Raw genomic sequence first — 17,334 nt, 5'->3', positions numbered from 1 at the left:
CGTCACTCCGCCGCCTGGCGGGCCATCGGATTATTCGGGTGGGTCGTCCAGTTGGCATAGTTCGGATCGACGACGCGGCCGGTGCGCTTGTCGATGGTGCCGGCGGCAAGCGGTTCCATGGTGATGCAGTTCTCGACCGGGCAGACGTTGACGCAGAGATTGCAGCCGACGCATTCCTCTTCGATCACCTCGAAATGGCGTAGCCCGTTAACGACGTTGGTGATTGCCTGGTGCGAGGTGTCTTCGCAGGCGATGTGGCAGCGGCCGCATTTGATGCAGGCATCCTGGTCGATCTTCGCCTTGGCGACGTAGTTGAGGTTCAGATACTGCCAGTCGGTGACGTTGGGCACTGCGCGGCCGGTGATGTCGTCGAGATTGCGATGGCCCTTTTCGTCCATCCAGTCGGAGAGACCCGTTATCATCTCCTGCACGATCTTGAAGCCATAGGTCATCGCCGCCGTGCAGACCTGAACGTTGCCGGCGCCGAGAACCAGGAATTCGGCCGCGTCCCGCCAGGTGGTGATGCCGCCGATGCCGGAGATGGGCATGCCGTAGGTTTCGGGATCGCGTGCGATCTCGGCGACCATGTTGAGAGCGATCGGCTTGACCGCCGGGCCGCAATAGCCGCCATGGCTGCCCTTGCCGCCGACCGTCGGGTTGGGAGCGAAGTTGTCGAGATCGACCGACACGATCGAATTGATCGTATTGATCAGCGAGACGGCATCGGTGCCGCCGGCTTTGGCGGCGCGGGCGGGGCGGCGGATGTCAGTGATGTTGGGCGTCAGCTTTGTGATGACGGGCATGCGGGTGTACTGCTTGCACCAGCGCACGACCATTTCGATATATTCCGGGACCTGGCCGACGGCGGAGCCCATGCCGCGCTCCGACATGCCGTGCGGACAGCCGAAATTGAGTTCGATGCCGTCGGCGCCGGTCTCCTCGACCAGAGGCAGGATCGACTTCCAGGCCTGTTCCTCGCAGGGCACCATGATCGAGGCGATCAGCGCCCGATCCGGCCAGTTCATCTTCACCTGCTTCATTTCACGCAGGTTTGTATAGAGGTCGCGATCGGTGATGAGCTCGATATTGTTGAGGCCTAGCAGGCGGCGGTCGGCGCCGAAAATCGCGCCGTAGCGCGGACCGTTGACGTTGACGACGGGCGGGCCTTCCTCGCCGAGCGTCTTCCAGACCACGCCGCCCCAGCCGGCCTTGAAGGCGCGCTCGACGTTATAGGCTTTGTCGGTCGGCGGCGCGGATGCCAGCCAGAACGGGTTCGGGGATTTGATGCCGACAAAATTGTTGCGAAGATCAGCCATTGTTCATTCTCCCCTTCAAGCAACCGCGACAGCCGGAGCGGCTGTTGCGGAGAGGGCGCGATGGATGGATTCAGCCGCGTCGCGGCCATGGGCGACGGCGGAAACCGTGAGGTCCTCGCCGCCGAGGACGCAGTCGCCGCCGGCCCAGACGCCGTCGAGCGAGGTGCGGCCTTCGACGTCGACCGCGATGCGGCCGGACTCCATGCGCGGCGAACCAAGGCCCCCGGCATCAAAGGTCTGGCCGATCGCTTTGAAGATCTGGTCGGCGGCAATCACGCCGGTCTCGCCGGTGCCGACGAGGCGGCCCTCGACGATCTTGGTGTATTCCACTTCGATCGCGGCAACTTTGCCGTCCTGCGACAGGATCGATTTCGGCGCCAACCAGTGGCGGATGATGACGCCCTTCGAGCTGGCAAGATCCTGCTCGTATTCGGAGGCGTTCATGTGCTCCTTGCCGCGGCGGTAACAGATGGTCACCTCTTCGGCGCCAAGCAGCTTTGCCTGTACGGCCGCGTCGATCGCCGTCATACCGCCGCCGAGCACGACGACCCGGCGGCCGATCGCGATTTTGCTTTTGTCTTCAGCCTGGCGGAGCGCTGCGATGAAATCCACGGCGTCCTCGACGCCGGCTAGGTTTTCGCCCTCGATCCGCAGCGCATTGACGCCGGCAAGGCCGATGCCGAGGAAGACGGCGTCATATTGCGCCTGCAGATCGGCAAGCGAAAAGTCGCGGCCGAGAAGGGCGCTATGGCGCACGTCGATGCCGCCGATCGAAAGGATGTAATCGACCTCCTGCTGGGCGAACTCGTCGACTGTCTTATAGGTGGCAATGCCATATTCGTTGAGGCCGCCGGATTTTTCCCTGGCGTCGTAAATCGTGACGGAATGACCCTTCACCGCCAGGCGATGGGCGGCGGCAAGGCCTGCCGGGCCGGCGCCGACGACAGCGATCCTCTTTCCCGACGCTTCGGCCCTGACATAGAACTGTTTGCCGACCTGCATGGCGGCATCGGTCGCATAACGCTGCAGGCGGCCGATCTCGACGGGCCGTTCCTCGGCCGTGTTACGCACGCAGGCCTGTTCGCAGAGCTCTTCGGTGGGACAGACGCGGGCGCACATGCCGCCGAGGATGTTCTGGTCGAAGATCGTCTTGGCCGAACCCAGCGGATTGCCGGTCGAAATCTGGCGGATGAAAAGCGGAATGTCGATCGAGGTGGGACAGGCCGTCACGCACGGCGCGTCATAACAGAAATAACAGCGGTCGGCGGCGACCAGCGCCTCGTGATTGTCAAGGCGCGGATGCAGGTCGGAAAAATTAGCCTCATACTCGGCGGGCGAAAGCCGGCCGGCATGAATCCCAGTTTCCAGTCGTTCCATTGAAGTTCCCTCATTATTGGTAAACGGCCTGTGAGGGAAAGGGTAACCCAGGTTTAAAAATTTATCAAACGGTAAAATTTTGACGGATCCTCCTGGAAGAGGTGCCGGTAAATAACTGTTTTTTAAAGACCAATTTCTTCAGTCTGGACTGATGATTTATCTGAGCGTGCGGCGAGGGAAGGGCATCGGAAAAAAGATTAAAAAAACCCGATTTTTTTCGAATGGCAGGGAACCAAACTTAAACTTCGCCGTTATTGCGGTATCCGGATGGTGATCGCATCGACCCAACATGCGCGCCCCCAACCCACTATCCGGACGTACTCACGGTCCCCTCCCGGTGAGTGAAGACAGCCGGTGCGCCGCCCTCGCACCGGCTGTTTTTCCGTGTCGCGCTTCACACTCGCTTGAAGATCTCGAATTCGGTTTCCGGAATAGTCAGCCGATATTCGATGCGGCCGGGCACGAGGTTCAATTCCGCCTTGCCGTTGACCGACGAGGGCACGACACGCTCCAGCACGGTGCGGCCGAAGCTGTTGTCGCTGAATTCGTGGACTTCAGACTGATCCTGCAGCACTTCGGCCCAGGCGATCTCGATCGCCTTCCTGTCGTTGATCATCGCTTCACGGCAGTTCAACGTGATTGAGGCGGCGCCGCCTGATATTGCCCCGTAGGAAGCGGAGTTGACAATGAGCTCGTGGAGGGCGAGGCCGAGATGCACGGCGGCATTCGGCGTCAGATGGGCATTGATGCCGTAGATCGGCATGGAGCCTGATGTCTCCGGCCAGTAGGGAGCGAACTGTTTTTCAGCGAGTTCGAAGAGATAGGCGCCCCGCCAGCTCGAATCCGTGACGAGGTCCTGGGAATTCGAAAGCGATTGCAGCCTGCCGCGGAACTTGAGGAGGAAGCTGTCGAGCGAGAGCGTGTTGCGCGCTGTTTGAGTCGCAATGCCCTGAATGATAGCGAGAAGGTTCTTCGAGCGGTGCGAGAGCTCACGCAGCAGCGATTTCAGCACTTTTTCGCGATGCCGGCTTTCAGTGACCTCCGTCATCACGGACAGAAGTCCAAGCGTGCCGCGGTCGCCAGTGCGTTGGATCTTCAATTCGTAGGTACGCAGTTCGCCGTCGACATCGATTTCGACCTCGGCATTGTTGGGAATGCCAGTCTCCAGCACCTTGCGCTTCAGCGCCGTCAGATATTGTCCATGGACATCACCGAAAAGGGCGGAATCACTGCCGCCGGGCATAAAAAGCGCTGCGAAATGCGGCGGCAGATTTTCGGCGTAGAAGATTGAAAGCCGCGCGTCCTGGCAGAGGATCGAAATCCCGGCGCTGCCGAGCGCCCGCTCCATCATTGCGGCTTTGCCTTCGAATGTGAAAGGCGTGCCCGACAATGGTTCAGTCGTATTCACTCGGCCGCCTTTCCCTGTGACATCTCGGCGCATCGCTGAACGGAACGCCCCGCCAGAAACCGCCTGCCAACTCTAGAATAAAGCGCTGCAAAAACCGTTAAAGCCATCGGGGCGCCCCGGTAGCACCGGAACGCCTGTCTCGGCGGTTTGGTTCCGAGAACCGGAAAATTGCGTCTCAGGCGGCTACCTTGGTCGATTCATTGAAGAAAAGCGCTTGACTGATCAGGGCTTTGACCATGTCGGGATTGAACGGTTTGGTGACGAGGAAAGTGGGTTCGGGGCGTTCGCCCGTCAAAAGCCGTTCCGGGAATGCGGTGATGAAGATCACCGGCACGCTCGACGTCTTGAGGATGTCGTTGACCGCGTCTATGCCGGAACTGCCGTCGGCAAGCTGGATGTCGGCGAGCACCATGCTCGGCTTCGTCTTGTTGTAGAGCGCGACGGCTTCGGCGTGCGTGCGGGCAATGCCGGTGACGCGATGGCCGAGGCTTTCGACCATCTGCTCTATATCCATGGCGATCAGCGGTTCATCCTCGATAATCATGATGTCGGTTGCGACCTGACGGGAGATTTCCTGCGAGGCCTTGTCGAGCAACTGCATGACATCCTGTTCATCGAGTTCGAGAATTTCCGCGATTTCTGCAACGCGGAAATTCTCCACCGATGCGAGCAGGAAAGCCTGGCGGGCGCCGGGGGAAACCTTGGACAGATTGAGTGTGGCGCGCTGTTCCCATGCATAAGGGGAAGTCGGCTCCGGAATCTGCACCGCAGTGGAACCAAACAGTTGCGTGAACAGTTTGTAAAGCGCGACCCGGTCATTGGCCGTATCCGGGAAAATCGACAAATCGGCTATAATGGCTTCAAGAACGGCAGCGACGTAAGCGTCGCCTGAAGTCTGGGTGCCGGTAAGGGCGCGGGAATAGCGACGCAGATAAGGAAGGTGCGGCGCAATTCGAGTAGAAAGTGTCATTAAAGGCTCCCGTATGCAGGCCGGTCGTAGGTTCAATGGCCAGTTAACGCTGCCTTGGTAAAAAAGTTCCGGAACGGTAGGAACTTTTTTTGTCGCGCCGCATTATTCCACCCGACAAGAAAGGGCGGGCGTAGCATTTTGATCCATGCCGCGGCAAATATCAGCGATATCGATAGTGGAACGGTCGGTGTCGGTGGTTGATCTCTTGATTGCACGCCTTTGCAACAGATAACGGTGAGAAGACGAGTTGATGACTACACGCAATAAAGAGGCGGCGGATCAGCGGAAGCTGGAGCTGCGGGCAAGCGATATTCTGGACCCGAACAACCAGATCGGCGTCAAGCTGCGGTCGCTCTATGCCGCGGCACAAGAAGAGGCGATCCCCGATCGTTTTCTCGATCTTCTCGAAAAGCTCGACCATGCTGAAATGATGGCTTCTGCCAAGATGGCCGAATAGGATCGTCGCATGGAAGAGAAACTGCAACCCAGCTTCAAGCGGGAATTGCTGGCGGCCCTCCCTAGCCTTCGCGCTTTTGCCATTTCGCTGATCGGACGGCACGATCGCGCCGACGATCTCGTCCAGGATACTATCATGAAGGCCTGGGCCAAGCAGGACCATTTCGAGATGGGCACCAATATGAAGGCCTGGCTCTTCACGATCCTGCGTAACGAACTCTACAGCCAGATGCGCAAGAGCGGTCGCGAGGTGCAGGACAGCGACGGGCTGTTCACGGAATCGATGGCCATGCATCCCTCGCAGTATGGCGCACTCGATCTGCAGGATTTCAAGAAGGCGCTCGATCAGCTGCCGCCGGACCAGCGCGAGGCGATCATCCTCGTCGGTGCTTCGGGATTTTCCTACGAGGAGGCGGCGGAAATCTGCGGCTGCGCCGTCGGCACCATCAAGAGCCGCGTCAACCGCGCGCGGCAGCGCCTGCAGGAACTGCTGCAGATTTCAGGCGAGGCCGATTTCGGCCCGGATGCGACCTCGGCGCCGCTGACATCGAAGGCTTTTGCGTTCTGAGAACAGTCATGTTCAGAGGAGGCTGGCGGCTGTTTTGGAGCGCCGGCTTCTTCGTTGTGCCCGTCCCTAAATTGCCTCAACGGGGCGACGGCAACTGGGAGCAGCAGATGACCTGCGACGGCGGAGCAGGGCGTTGCCACATCCCCCTTCTCCCCGGCGGGGAGAAGATGCCGGCAGGCAGATGAGGGGGTGAGCGGCAAAGCCGCGAATCCGGAGCGTAAGCGAAGGGCAACAATGATGCCGTGTGGGCACTCATCCGACCCTTGGGGCCACCTTCTCCCCGTCGGGGAGAAGGGCAGCACAATCGCCATCCTCCGACTCAATCCTCCCGCTTCGAGCCGATCAGATTGGCCGCGACGATGGCGGCCAGGACGCCGGCAGTGAGCAGCGGCTGGGCGCGGACGAGGCCGATGCCTACTGTCGCCAGAGATTCCAGCGCCGCTCGGCGATCGCGGGCTCGACGTGCCTCGCGGGCGTTGATGATCGACATCACCACCAGCATGATGATTGCGATCAGCAGCGCGCCGAAGGCCAGGAAGAGGACGGCGGCGAGCGGACCGTAGATGCCAGCGAGCCAAATGGCGCCGGCGGACACCGCCAGCGCATAGGCTGTAAGGAGGAACAGCGCGGCAAGCGCGACGAAGATGCTGTTGCGTTTGACGCGCGCAACGGTCCGATGCACGCTTGCGCCCGTGAGCAGACTGAGGATCGAGAGCATCGAGCTTCCTCAGCGACGGGCGAGGAAGGCGATGGCCAAGCCCAAAGCGGCAGCGGCGCCGATGGTTGCCAGCGGATGATTGCGCACCGTCTCGCGCATTTCGGTCGCGCCGCGCTCATAACCGTGCTGCAGCTCGCGCAGCAGTTCCTCGCTGCGGCCGAGCAGTTCCTCAAAGCCGGCGCTAGCCTGGCTGCGAATCTTCTCGCTCTGGTGGCGCGAGTTCTTGCCGACGAGGCGCGTCAGTTCGGCGAGCTCGTCGCGCAATGCCTCGATCTGTTCTTCGATGCCGGATTCAAGATGGTGGAAGGTGCCGTTGCGGCGGCTGCGGCCGGACTGGAAGATAGAATAGCTCATGGCTGTCTCCATTGGCTGGGGCGCGCGCGAGCCCGCCTGTTTCGCACGAGGGTCACCACCGTCCGTTGCATGAATGATGTCGCCCGGCATTGACCCAGATCATTGCCGACAACGTGTTGAAGGGGCAAAAGTTCCGCCCGCGCAGGCTCGGGCATGGGAGAGGGCGCTGTGGGCGAGCACGAAAGGCGCGCCATCAGCCGGGACCTGATTGATCCGCAGCGCGCAGCCAAATACCGAAAGCATCGTCTCGTCGGTCAGCACCTCTTTAACTCTACCGGCGGCGGCGAGCCGGCCGGATTTCATCAGTGCGATGCGATCGGCAAAAAGTGCTGTCAGGTTGAGGTCGTGCATGACGGCGATGACGCCGCCGCCGCGCTCGCAGAACGTGCGGGCGAGGGACATGATGGTCAGCTGATGGCTGATGTCGAGGCTTGAGACCGGCTCGTCAAGCAGCAGCCAACAGGGCTTGCCATCAATGATGGGTTCCGAGATCTGGCAGAGCACGCGGGCAAGCTGCACGCGCTGCTGCTCGCCGCCGGAGAGTTCCTGGTAGAAGCGGCCTTCGAAACCGGTCAGATCGACCGAGGCGAGGGCGGCGGCCGCCGTCTGATCTTTGTCGGGGTGCGGGTTCAGGCCCGCGGTCAGGCCCATGCGGACGATCTCGCGCACAGTGAAGGGAAAGGAGATGGCGCTTGCCTGCGGCAGCACGCCGCGAATGGCGGCAAGCTGCCAGGGCTTCAGCCCCTTCACCTCATCGCCGCCGATGCGCACGGAGCCGTCATAGGCAAGCTCGCCGGAGATTGCTTTCATCGTCGTCGTCTTGCCTGAGCCGTTCGGTCCGGCGATCGCCGTCAGTTCACCGGCCTTTGCGCTGAAAGCGACGTCGCTGACGATTGATTTGCCGGAAAGGCGCACGGAGAGGCCGGACACTTCGATCATCTGCACGTCACTCGCAAGGTTGATCAGAGGGCAAGGCGCGAACGCTGCTTCAGCAGGATCCACAGGAAGAACGGGCCGCCGACCGCTGCGGTGATGATGCCGATCGGCAGCTCGGCAGGATCGATCAGGGTGCGGGCGAGCACGTCGGCGAAGATCAGCAGCGAACCGCCGAGAAGGGCTGCGGCGGGCAGCAAGAAACGATGATCCGGCCCAATCGCCATGCGCAGGACATGCGGCACGACGATGCCGACGAAGCCGATTCCGCCGCTGACGGCGACGGAAGCGCCGGTCGCGGCCGCGACGCCGACGATCGCGACATTCTTCAGCCGCTGCACCGGCACGCCCATATGAAAGGCGGCTGCCTCGCCGAGCGTGATGGCATTGAGGCCGCGCGCCATGAAGGGCAGGACGGTGAAGGACAGGAGAATGATCGGGCCGGCGGTGGCGATCTTCGTCCAGGTGGCGCCGGCAAGCGAGCCCATGCTCCAGAAGGTCAGGTCGCGCAGCTGCTGGTCGTTCGCCATGTAGATCAAGAGGCCGGTGAGCGCCAGCGCAAGCGCGCCGAGCGCGATGCCGGCAAGCAGCATCGTCGCCACAGAGGTCTGGCCGTGCCGTGTCGCAATCCCGTAGAGCAGCAGCGTCGTCGCGAGGCCGCCGCCGAAGGCGGCCGTGGGCAGCGCATAGATGCCGAAAAACGCCTGGAGCGGGGCTGCGAGGCCGCCGCCGAGCACGATCATGACGACCGCGCCGAAGCTTGCGCCGGAGGAGACGCCGACTAGGCCGGGATCGGCCAAAGGATTGCGGAACAGGCCCTGCATCACCGTGCCGGAAACGGCAAGCGAGGCGCCGATCAGGAAGCCGAGGATCGCCCGGGGCAGGCGGATATCGAAGATGATGATCCGGTCACGGGCGCTGAGCGCCGTCTCGGAGCCGGCCATATTGGCGATGACATCGAGGATCGAAGCATTCGAAGCGCCCATTGTCACCGAAAACAGCATCGAGAAGGCAGAGCCGGCGACGAGCAAGGTGATTGCCAGCAGGGCGAGCCGCGTCCTGTCGCCTGCCTGCTGGCTTTCAAGCATCGCCGCCATCGCGATTAATCGCCTTCGTTCACTCATGGCTTGCGGCAGGGCCATGATCAGCCCCCGTAGATCGCCGCATTGAGGTCACGCACCGCGCTCGCCGTACGCGGGCCGAAGCCGAGCAGGTAGACGCCGTCCATCCGGATGATCGCCTTCTTCTCTCCGGCCGGCGTCAACGCAATTGCCGGCTGCGCCAGCAGGTCTTCGTTCTTAGTGCCGGCGCCGTCGCCGCGGTTCATCATCAGGATGATGTCGGGCTTGGCTTCGATGATCGCCTCGTCCGTCAGCGGCTTGTAGCCCGGAAATACGCCGACGGCATTGACGGCGCCGGCAAGCTTGATCATGCCGTCGGCCGCCGTGCCGCTGCCCGAGGCCATGATCCGGCCGTTCTGGGCGCTGAGTATGAAGAGAACGCGCTTGCGCTCGGCCTCCGGGCGCTTTTCGGCATCGGCGATCGCCGTGTCGAGATCGGCAGCGACCTTTTCTTCGAGCGTCTTTGCCTTGTCAGGCACGCCGAGCAGCGTGCCGACGCGGTCGATCTTGGCGATGATGCCGTCGCGGGTAAAGGCGTTCGGCACGGTCTCGAAGGGAACGCTGGCATTCTTCAGCACAACAAGCGCCTCCGGCGGACCGGAGCCTTCGACGGCGATGATCGCCGTCGGGTTCATCGCAAGGATGCCTTCCGGCGAGAGCGCCCGCATGTAACCGACATTCGGGAGCTTCAGCGCCGCCTCCGGATAGAGGCTCGTGGTATCGCGGGCGATCAGCCGGCTTTCCTCGCCGAGCGCATAGATGATCTCGGTGATGTCGCCGCCGACCGAAACCAGGCGCGAAGTGTCGAGCTTCTTCTCCTCGGCATGGGCGGCGCTAGCGAAGGCAAAGCTTTTGCCGGCCGGCGCGGTCGGGATCAGCGGCAGCGCCATGACGGCGGCCGTCAGGGCCAGTTCCCAAAGGCGGATCCGGCGCAGGTTGTTACGCATCGCCATCGCTGTGGTTCCTTATGCGGCGGCACTTGCTGCCCGCGGCAGGGTTTCCATGATATCGCGCCATTCGGCGCGTTCGCCGACACCTTCCTTCCGCTTGCCGAAGAACTGGATGATCATCTCGCCCTCGGCATTGTAAGCCTCCAGCGAGGTGACGTGGCCGTCCTTGGTCGGCTTGCGCACGGCCCAGGTCTCGGCGATGTGATCCTGGCGCAGATGCAGGTGGAAGGTCGGGTCCATGATGTTGATCCACGGACCCATCGTCTGCACGTTGAAGATCGGGCCGGAATGGATCTGGACGATGCCGCCATTGGCGACGAAGCACATGATCGGCAGGTCTGACTTCACCGAGGCATGCATCATCTCCGCCGTCGCGGCGTTGTCGAGCTTCCAGGCATAGTCGTCGCCGACGCTTCGGATGGCCGCCTGGCGGCCGATCTTCAGGCGCTTCAGCATGCCGAAGAATTCATGGGTGTCGGTGAGCTTGCTCCAGTTGTCACGCAGCTCGTCGCGGCTGACGTCGGCGGTCTCGTCGGATGCATTCGAGATCTCGGCCTCGACGAATTCCTGCGACTGTTCTTCGAGCTTCAGCTCGGCGACGATCGCGTGATAGGCCTCGATATTCGAATTCGGACGCAGATGCACCTTGTGCACGGCGTTGCCCGCCATATCGAAATATTGCAGGCTGAGACGCTCCTGTTCGCCATCCTTCTTGGAGACGGCAAAGCCATGCTTCCAGCGGCTCGGGAAGATGCGCAGGTCGATGTTCTCGCCAAGGACGATAGCGCTCTGCATGCCCATCTTGATGTTTTCGAAGACGCCGATCTTTTCGTGCACGGCGCTTTCGTTGCGCGACAGCGCCATCACCTCGCCGAGCCTTTCCACCCGCTCGAGAAGCCTTAGCGCGCTGCCGTCGATGCGGGTGACGCTGATGCCGGTTTCTGCGGCGACGAGGGCTGCCTCCGAGATCTTCAGCTGGGCGCCGATGTCGCGCTCGCGCATTTTCAGGTTTTCGGCGCGAAATGCACGGATATCGGCTGGCGCCGGTCTTTTCTGCTCAGTCATGTCTTACCTGTTTATTGGCCCTATTTATTGAGAATGAGCTTGCCCTGGCGGGTAATCTTCAGGCGGTAAACCAGCCCGTCGTGTCTGATCATGATCTCGTTCGTGCCGCGGAAAAGATCCGCGCTTTCGATGATCCGGTATTGCGCCGCAGGCTCGCTCTGCAGCGCCATGTCCTTAAAGTTATCAACCATCATTTCGGTTTGGCATTTCCGTGAGGCCGGGGATCTGAAGGTCTCCGGTCGTGTCTAATATTAACTTGACTTTCTTACTCGTAGTTTTTTAAAGACGCAATAGGAGACTAACGTAGTCAAGTTTTTGAGATTGCTGATACGAAGCCGTCCGCCGACGGCTCGCGACAATGCGGAGACGATTATGACTGGTAGGTTTGCGGCCGTTGCGGCCGGCTTGGTGATGATGGTTGCAATCGCAGCCCAGGCGCAGGAGGCGGCGCCCGCAGCCTCCCTCGATGTCGAACTCAATGCGCTGGCGCCCTCGCAGAAGGGCTGCATGATGACCTTCGTGGCGCTCAACAAGCTACCCGCCGCCATCGACAAGGTTTCCTTCGAGCTTGCCTTCTTCAACGACAAGAATGCCGTCGACCGGATCACCGTTCTCGACTTCCGCGATCTGCCGCAAGGCAAGAAGCGCGTGCGCCAGTTTGACATGCCGAATGTCAAATGCGAGAGCGTGACCCGCATCCTGATCAACGACACACCGGTGTGCGACGGGCCGGTCGCCGGTGGATGCATGAAGGGTCTCGTCACTCGCTCGCAGATCTCCGTTCCCTTCGAAGGTTAGAGCATTTCGGAAATGCTCTAACTCTTTGTTTTTAAGCAATTCCGGACGCAAAACCGCTGCGCACTTTTGCTGGAATTGCTCAAGAAGACGCCGGGCATGAACCCCGGCGGACATGTTTCCGGCTGTCCGAGGCGTAAAGAATGGCGATTTCAGCGAAATCCAAAGCGAGACACGTGCTCATCGGGGAGGCGGACGCCGACACCAGCCTGAATGACAACACGCCCGGCATGCACCCCGGCCACGAACTTCCCGAACTGCGAAACGCGCAGCGGCAGCCGGCGGGGGAGACGGTCATCCATTACACACGCTTTGCGCAGATCTCTTCCTTTCCCGACCATCCGGAAGCCGAACCGGCCGCTCCCGCTTCTGCGCCGCCGATGGATGCGGCGGTGGAGAAGCAGGAAGACGAGAAGACGCCGGTGCGGCGGCGGGTGGCGATGAGTTGTGCTGGCTCATTCTTTTTCCATGCTGCGTTGGCAGCCACGCTGCTTATTGTGGTGCCTGCGCCCTCGGATGAGACGCTGATGGAGGCGGGCGAGGCGATCAGCGTGGTCATGCTCGGCAGTTCCGACGCCGATCAGAGCGCAGCCGGCGACACCGAGGTGACCATACAGGAAGAAGTGGTCCCAGAGGCCGTTGAACCCGAGACGGTTAAGCCAGTCGAAACGGCGGAAGTACAGCCGGAGGTCGTTCAACCGGAAACCGTTGAGCCGGTTGACGCAGAGCCGGTCGAAGTCGTCCAGCCTCTACAGGACGTTACGCGTCAGTCAGCAGAGTCGGTTGCGCCTGCAGAACCGGAGGTTCTCGTTTCGGAAACGCCTGCCGAGACGTCCGTCGCGCAGCCGATGTCGACGGTGGTGCCGGAGCAGCCGGTGATTTCAAGCGAACCGCCAATGGCAGCCGCAATGCAATCCCAACCTGAAGAGATCAAGCCTGTGGAGGTGGCTCCTGTTTCTCCCGAACCGGAGCCGCCGACAGAAGTGGTTGCTCCGCAGCCGAAGCCGAAGCTGGAGAAGCCTGTAGAAAAGAAGGTGGTGGAAAGAAAACAGCCGCCGAAGAAAGCACAGGGTTCGGAGGGCGATGCCAAGCAGGAGGCGCGCAGGGGCGCTGCAGATGGACAGGCAGACGCCAATTCCACTGATAGTTCGCGCACATCCGGTGGCAGGAACGGGGCGGGAGGTGCGTCGGAAGCCAACTATAAAGGCAAACTTGTTGCGCGGTTGTTCCGTTGCGTCGACCGGATGGAGTCTCGCTATCGCACGGCTCCCGCCACCTTAACCGTTCGCATTACCGTCAATCGCAGCGGCGACATCACAGCATCGAGTGTTATCCGTGGCTCGAGGCTCCCTGAGGTTGATAGCGCAGTTCTTGCCAGGGTGACCTCCTGCAACCTGCCGGCCATGCCCCATACGATCGCCGCATCCTCGCGAACCTACACCTTCCCCGTCCAGGTCACTCCGCGATAATATGATTTTAAGCCTCAACTTTATACTTTACTCCGAAAATCAAGTTTAATAAGGTCCATCCGCACGCGCAGGAATCGTGTGACGATCAACGAGCGAACGGGTGGCATATGGCTCGCAAGGGCAAGAAGGGATCGAACCGGGAGGTCCGCGACAGCGCGGGGGAGGAGGCCGGCCAGGCATCCAACGGACGAACCAAACTGGATGGCCGCAGTTTCCTTTATGTCGGCGGGCGCGACTGCCAAGTGGCGCATCTGCGCCAGATCGCCAGCAATTTCGGCGCCGAACTCATTCATCACGATGGCGGCCTGCGCGAGGCGGTTTCGCGCATCGACACCTTGCTTCCCTCTGTTGATTGCGTGTTCTGCCCCATCGACTGTATCAGCCATGATGCCTGCCTGCGCGTGAAGACCGGCTGCAAGAAGTTCAGCAAGGCCTTCATCCCGCTTCGAAACGGCAGCAAGTCCAGCCTGGAACGTGCGCTGCAGACGATGAACGAACGAGACAATTCCCGATGAACGACAAGCGCCCCGACGGCTTCACCATGATCGGCCTGCACAAGCTCGCCGCGCAGAGCGGCGGTCTCGTGCCCCAGCTTTACGAGCTTTTTCAGCAGCATGCCGAACGCCGGCAGATCTACCAGAATGTGACGCTGTTCCCGACCTGGGAGGCGCGAATGCCTGGGGAAGCGGCGACAAGACCGCTTGGCGCGGCGGCGTCAAACGGCAATAATATTCTCGCCTTTCCCTCACCTGCTGTAAGGGCCGCCAGGAGGAAGGCGTAGGGAGATTTCATGTATATCGCAATGAATCGCTTCAAGGTGGTAACCGGAACCGAGGGCGATTTCGAGACGGTCTGGCGCAATCGCGATTCCAGCCTGGCTGAGGTGCCCGGTTTCGTCGAATTCCGCCTGCTGCGAGGCAAGGTCAATGAAGAAGAGGGGTATACGCTCTATTCCTCGCACACGGTCTGGAAGAGCGAAGAGGATTTTCAGAACTGGACGAAGTCCGAGAATTTTCGCGCGGCGCACCGCAATGCCGGAGACCGCAAGGCGATGTATAAGGGTCCGCCGGTTTTTGAGGGTTTTAATGTGGTCGACGGGATTTGATGGCATTTTTTACGAGTGGAAGGCGAGGCGTTCCCCACGCTCATTCCTGTGCCCGTCACAGGAATCCAGCCACGGCGCGTCCGTCCCGTGAATGACCCCTAGGGCCTGAAGAGAGTCTCCCGCGCCCAAGGACTTGGACGCGCTGGATCCCTGTGACGAGCACAGGGAAGAGAGGGCAGCGGACTCCTATCAGCCGCTCAGTTTGCGGATGGATACTCTGCTGCAACGTACCCTCATAGACAAGCGGCCGAGTTTTCCAAGCCCCTAAAACCGCACGCGAAAGACAGCACCTGCCGCCACAGCCAGCCAGCCGAGCATCATAGCCCAGCCGCCGGTCGGCGCGGCGTAGAGGAAGAGGCCGGAGCCGGAGAAGCGGAGCGTAACAAGATCGCCGGCAAAGAGCAGGGTTCCCACGATCATCAGAAAACCGGCGAGCCAGGCGGTTTTGAGCTTGGCGGTGCCGAGGGCCAAGGCGAGCAGGGTAGGGGCGTGTGCAAGGCACATGGCGGAGGCGGATGCCGCAAGGTTGGCCTCACCGGCGCCATGGGCGGCAAGCGCGGCGAGCGCCACGCCGGCCACGCCGAACAAGCCGGCGAAGAGATAGAGCACCGGCTCGATGCGCGCGTTCAGGCTCATGACTATTCCTTGTTCTGCATATGATGGGCAAGGCGCTCGACCGGCGCCCAGATGACATCGCGCAGCGCCTGACTTGCGATCGTCTCGTCGAGCGCGCGGCGGAAGCAGAGCAGCCATTCGTCCCGTTCGATAGGCCCGATTTCGGCAACGAAATGGCGGCTGCGCAGGCGCGGATGGCCGCGCTTGTCGGTATAGAGCGGCGGGCCGCCGAGATAGCCAGTCATATATTCGTAGAATTTCTCTTCGCTGCCTTCGAGGCTCGGCGGGTGTACGGCACGCACGTTTTTTGCCTCCGGCAGCGTATCCATCAGCGCATAGAAGCGGTGCGTCAGCGCCCGTACGGCGGCATTGCCGCCGATCGATTCGTATAGAGTGGTGACCTTCTCCGTCACGAAACCATCCCCGATATCATTTCATTCCCCGATCCTTCATGCACCTGATGGAAAACGACCGCAACTGTCATCAAGGTGCAGCGGCATTTCGCGCATAATGCCTGGGGCAGGGGTTCGCAGCGATCTACTTGACAAAACCGTCTGGACGGTATCTTTATAACGAATGTCAAACGCTCATCATCGCAAGAAACAACCGGCTCTCGTGCGCCAGGAATTGCTGGAGGTCGCAGCGCGCATTGCCGCCAGCGAAGGCATGGCGGCCGTGACACTCGATGCGGTCTCCGCCGCCTCCAGCGTAAGCAAGGGCGGATTGCTGCATCACTTCCCGACGAAGAATGCGCTGCTCGACGCGCTGTTCGAAAGCCTGCTCGAAAGGTTCGATGCGGATATCGAGGAACTGATGCGTGGCGATCCGGTGCCGCAGGGACGCTTCACCCGGGCCTATCTCAGGGCGGTGTCCGGTCTCAAGGATCGTCCCGACGATTCCATGAGCTGGACGCAGGTGACGATCGCGCTTCTCGCCGAACCCAGGTTGCGCCTTCGCTGGCGCCAATGGGTGCAGGCGCGGGCTGAGGAATATGTCGGCACCGACTCCTCGCTCGATGCTCAGATCGTGCGGTTCGCCGCCGATGGGCTGTGGTTTGCCGACACGTTGGAGAGCCATGACATCAGCGGTGCCCTGAGACGGAATCTCATCAGCCGTCTTGTCGAGCTCACGGGAAAGTAATCCGAAAAGGAATTCGTTATGAGCCAGGCCGCCATCTACGGGCTGCTCTTTGCAGCCATTGTGCTCGAAGTCATCGGCACTACGGCGCTGCAATTGTCGCAGCAGTTTACCCGCATCGGGCCGACGGCGCTTGTCGTCGCCTGTTATGCGGCGGCCTTCTATTGCCTGTCCTTGACGCTGAAGAGCATTCCCGTCGGCATCGCCTATGCGATTTGGAGCGCTTTGGGAATCGTGCTGATTTCGTCGGTCGGTCTGATCTTCTTCAAGCAGCGCCTCGACCTGCCGGCCATTGTCGGCCTCGGGCTGATCATATCGGGCGTCATCGTCGTCAATCTGTTCTCGAAATCCGTTTCTCATTGATTTCACTGTTATAACTGAGAAAGTCCTGCGCAGTCTAAGGAGAGAAATTTTCCCCTTTGTCAAATTCCTGACAAAGCGCTATGTGTCGCTCGGACGTTATGGAGATCGAGGCACACCCAGCTGCCTTTTTCCAAAGCGCTTTGAATTCTGCCTTTCCCGCCTAAACGATCCTTCCAGCTTCCAGAGGAGCACAGCATGGCCATACGCACCGTCGTCTGGGGTGAAAACATTCACGAGAATACCAATGCGATCGTCCGGGGCATCTATCCGGAAGGCATGCATATGACAATCGCCAATGCGCTGAATACCGATCCTGGCATCTCGGCGACGACGGCGACGCTGCAGGAGCCGGAACATGGCTTAAGCGAAGCCCGGCTTGCCGAAACCGATGTCTTGACCTGGTGGGGCCACAAGGATCACGGCGCGGTGTCCGACGTCGTCGTCGAACGCGTCGCCAAGCGCGTCTGGGAAGGCATGGGCCTTCTCGTGCTGCATTCCGGCCATTTCTCGAAAATCTTCAAGCGGCTGATGGGAACGCCCTGCGCGCTGAAATGGCGCGAGGCGGGTGAGCGCGAGCGGCTGTGGACGATCAACCCGCGCCATCCGATCGCCGC

General features: G+C 61.0%; 23 protein-coding genes. 10 read left to right on the top strand and 13 right to left on the bottom strand.

The features are described 5' to 3' along the window. Positions 1 to 2: 2 nt before the first annotated feature. The 4 genes from preA to CO660_RS22895 form a co-directional block, all read right to left on the bottom strand. Positions 3 to 1,316 carry an NAD-dependent dihydropyrimidine dehydrogenase subunit PreA gene (gene preA, locus CO660_RS22910; protein ID WP_097600644.1) on the bottom strand — a complete coding sequence of 438 codons (1,314 nt, stop codon included), beginning with the start codon at positions 1,314 to 1,316 and terminating at the stop codon, positions 3 to 5. A gap of 15 nt (positions 1,317 to 1,331) precedes the next feature. After that, the gene (locus CO660_RS22905) at positions 1,332 to 2,693 is read right to left on the bottom strand and encodes an NAD(P)-dependent oxidoreductase (RefSeq protein ID WP_097600643.1); all 1,362 of its coding nucleotides are present in this window, start codon (positions 2,691 to 2,693) and stop codon (positions 1,332 to 1,334) included. Between the two features lie 394 nt (positions 2,694 to 3,087). Next, positions 3,088 to 4,083, bottom strand: coding sequence for a sensor histidine kinase (locus CO660_RS22900; RefSeq protein ID WP_176536356.1), 996 nt, complete (start codon positions 4,081 to 4,083; stop codon positions 3,088 to 3,090). Positions 4,084 to 4,276: 193 nt separating this feature from the next. After that, positions 4,277 to 5,071 (bottom strand): response regulator, encoded by a 795-nt coding sequence (locus CO660_RS22895; RefSeq protein ID WP_020922074.1) that lies wholly within the window; start codon positions 5,069 to 5,071, stop codon positions 4,277 to 4,279. 250 nt (positions 5,072 to 5,321) lie between these two features. Here CO660_RS22895 and CO660_RS22890 point away from each other — a divergent pair, with 250 nt between their 5' ends. Together CO660_RS22890 and CO660_RS22885 are read left to right on the top strand one after the other, a co-directional pair. Next, the gene (locus CO660_RS22890; RefSeq protein WP_011426508.1) at positions 5,322 to 5,528 is read left to right on the top strand and encodes a NepR family anti-sigma factor; all 207 of its coding nucleotides are present in this window, start codon (positions 5,322 to 5,324) and stop codon (positions 5,526 to 5,528) included. Positions 5,529 to 5,537: 9 nt separating this feature from the next. Next, a complete protein-coding gene (locus CO660_RS22885) occupies positions 5,538 to 6,095 on the top strand; it encodes an RNA polymerase sigma factor (protein ID WP_011426507.1) in 558 nt (185 codons plus the stop codon). Positions 6,096 to 6,414: 319 nt separating this feature from the next. On the opposite strand, the gene CO660_RS22880 is transcribed toward CO660_RS22885, so the two are convergent. The 7 genes from CO660_RS22880 to CO660_RS22850 all read right to left on the bottom strand — a co-directional run bounded on the left by CO660_RS22880 (position 6,415) and on the right by CO660_RS22850 (position 11,430). After that, entirely contained in the window at positions 6,415 to 6,813 is a 399-nt protein-coding gene (locus CO660_RS22880) for a hypothetical protein (protein WP_097600642.1), read from the bottom strand. Positions 6,814 to 6,822: 9 nt separating this feature from the next. Beyond that, entirely contained in the window at positions 6,823 to 7,167 is a 345-nt protein-coding gene (locus tag CO660_RS22875; RefSeq protein ID WP_085779156.1) for a DUF883 family protein, read from the bottom strand. 99 nt (positions 7,168 to 7,266) lie between these two features. After that, positions 7,267 to 8,106, bottom strand: a complete 840-nt coding sequence (locus CO660_RS22870; RefSeq protein WP_097600641.1) for a heme ABC transporter ATP-binding protein — start codon at positions 8,104 to 8,106, stop codon at positions 7,267 to 7,269. A 23-nt stretch (positions 8,107 to 8,129) separates the two neighbouring features. Continuing rightward, positions 8,130 to 9,242 carry an iron ABC transporter permease gene (locus CO660_RS22865; protein WP_097600640.1) on the bottom strand — a complete coding sequence of 371 codons (1,113 nt, stop codon included), beginning with the start codon at positions 9,240 to 9,242 and terminating at the stop codon, positions 8,130 to 8,132. Between the two features lie 2 nt (positions 9,243 to 9,244). Beyond that, positions 9,245 to 10,174: an ABC transporter substrate-binding protein gene (locus tag CO660_RS22860; RefSeq protein WP_097600639.1), complete on the bottom strand. Its 930-nt coding sequence runs from the start codon at positions 10,172 to 10,174 to the stop codon at positions 9,245 to 9,247. 12 nt (positions 10,175 to 10,186) lie between these two features. Continuing rightward, a complete protein-coding gene (locus CO660_RS22855; RefSeq protein WP_097600638.1) occupies positions 10,187 to 11,236 on the bottom strand; it encodes a ChuX/HutX family heme-like substrate-binding protein in 1,050 nt (349 codons plus the stop codon). A 20-nt stretch (positions 11,237 to 11,256) separates the two neighbouring features. Further along, positions 11,257 to 11,430: a hemin uptake protein HemP gene (locus tag CO660_RS22850; RefSeq protein WP_097600637.1), complete on the bottom strand. Its 174-nt coding sequence runs from the start codon at positions 11,428 to 11,430 to the stop codon at positions 11,257 to 11,259. A gap of 178 nt (positions 11,431 to 11,608) precedes the next feature. Between CO660_RS22850 and CO660_RS22845 the strand changes: the two genes are divergently transcribed. The 5 genes from CO660_RS22845 to CO660_RS22825 all read left to right on the top strand — a co-directional run bounded on the left by CO660_RS22845 (position 11,609) and on the right by CO660_RS22825 (position 14,605). After that, on the top strand, positions 11,609 to 12,034 hold the full coding sequence (locus CO660_RS22845; protein WP_097600636.1) for a hypothetical protein: 426 nt from the start codon (positions 11,609 to 11,611) through the stop codon (positions 12,032 to 12,034). Between the two features lie 140 nt (positions 12,035 to 12,174). Then, positions 12,175 to 13,500, top strand: coding sequence for a TonB family protein (locus tag CO660_RS22840; RefSeq protein ID WP_097600635.1), 1,326 nt, complete (start codon positions 12,175 to 12,177; stop codon positions 13,498 to 13,500). 107 nt (positions 13,501 to 13,607) lie between these two features. Continuing rightward, positions 13,608 to 14,015, top strand: a complete 408-nt coding sequence (locus CO660_RS22835) for a DUF2325 domain-containing protein (RefSeq protein WP_085779150.1) — start codon at positions 13,608 to 13,610, stop codon at positions 14,013 to 14,015. After that, complete coding sequence (locus CO660_RS22830) at positions 14,012 to 14,281, top strand: hypothetical protein (RefSeq protein ID WP_097600634.1); 270 nt, start codon at positions 14,012 to 14,014, stop codon at positions 14,279 to 14,281. The genes CO660_RS22835 and CO660_RS22830 overlap by 4 nt, the downstream gene beginning before the upstream one ends. Positions 14,282 to 14,290: 9 nt before the next feature. Then, the gene (locus CO660_RS22825) at positions 14,291 to 14,605 is read left to right on the top strand and encodes an antibiotic biosynthesis monooxygenase (protein WP_097600633.1); all 315 of its coding nucleotides are present in this window, start codon (positions 14,291 to 14,293) and stop codon (positions 14,603 to 14,605) included. A 264-nt stretch (positions 14,606 to 14,869) separates the two neighbouring features. Here the strand turns inward: CO660_RS22825 and CO660_RS22820 are convergent, their stop codons facing one another. Together CO660_RS22820 and CO660_RS22815 are read right to left on the bottom strand one after the other, a co-directional pair. Then, positions 14,870 to 15,241: a DUF423 domain-containing protein gene (locus tag CO660_RS22820; protein WP_097600632.1), complete on the bottom strand. Its 372-nt coding sequence runs from the start codon at positions 15,239 to 15,241 to the stop codon at positions 14,870 to 14,872. Positions 15,242 to 15,243: 2 nt separating this feature from the next. Next, positions 15,244 to 15,633 carry a group II truncated hemoglobin gene (locus CO660_RS22815; protein ID WP_097600631.1) on the bottom strand — a complete coding sequence of 130 codons (390 nt, stop codon included), beginning with the start codon at positions 15,631 to 15,633 and terminating at the stop codon, positions 15,244 to 15,246. A 163-nt stretch (positions 15,634 to 15,796) separates the two neighbouring features. Here CO660_RS22815 and CO660_RS22810 point away from each other — a divergent pair, with 163 nt between their 5' ends. The 3 genes from CO660_RS22810 to CO660_RS22800 all read left to right on the top strand — a co-directional run. Continuing rightward, positions 15,797 to 16,360, top strand: coding sequence for a TetR/AcrR family transcriptional regulator (locus CO660_RS22810; protein WP_097600630.1), 564 nt, complete (start codon positions 15,797 to 15,799; stop codon positions 16,358 to 16,360). A gap of 18 nt (positions 16,361 to 16,378) precedes the next feature. Next, a complete protein-coding gene (locus tag CO660_RS22805) occupies positions 16,379 to 16,720 on the top strand; it encodes an SMR family transporter (RefSeq protein ID WP_064804454.1) in 342 nt (113 codons plus the stop codon). Between the two features lie 195 nt (positions 16,721 to 16,915). Then, the coding region (locus tag CO660_RS22800; protein ID WP_176536352.1) for a ThuA domain-containing protein at positions 16,916 to 17,334 on the top strand (419 nt) is incomplete at its 3' end.

Source organism: Rhizobium sp. L9 (assembly GCF_002531885.1).
In the GTDB taxonomy this organism is placed as follows: domain Bacteria; phylum Pseudomonadota; class Alphaproteobacteria; order Rhizobiales; family Rhizobiaceae; genus Rhizobium.
This window is presented reverse-complemented; position numbering and strand designations above follow the sequence as displayed.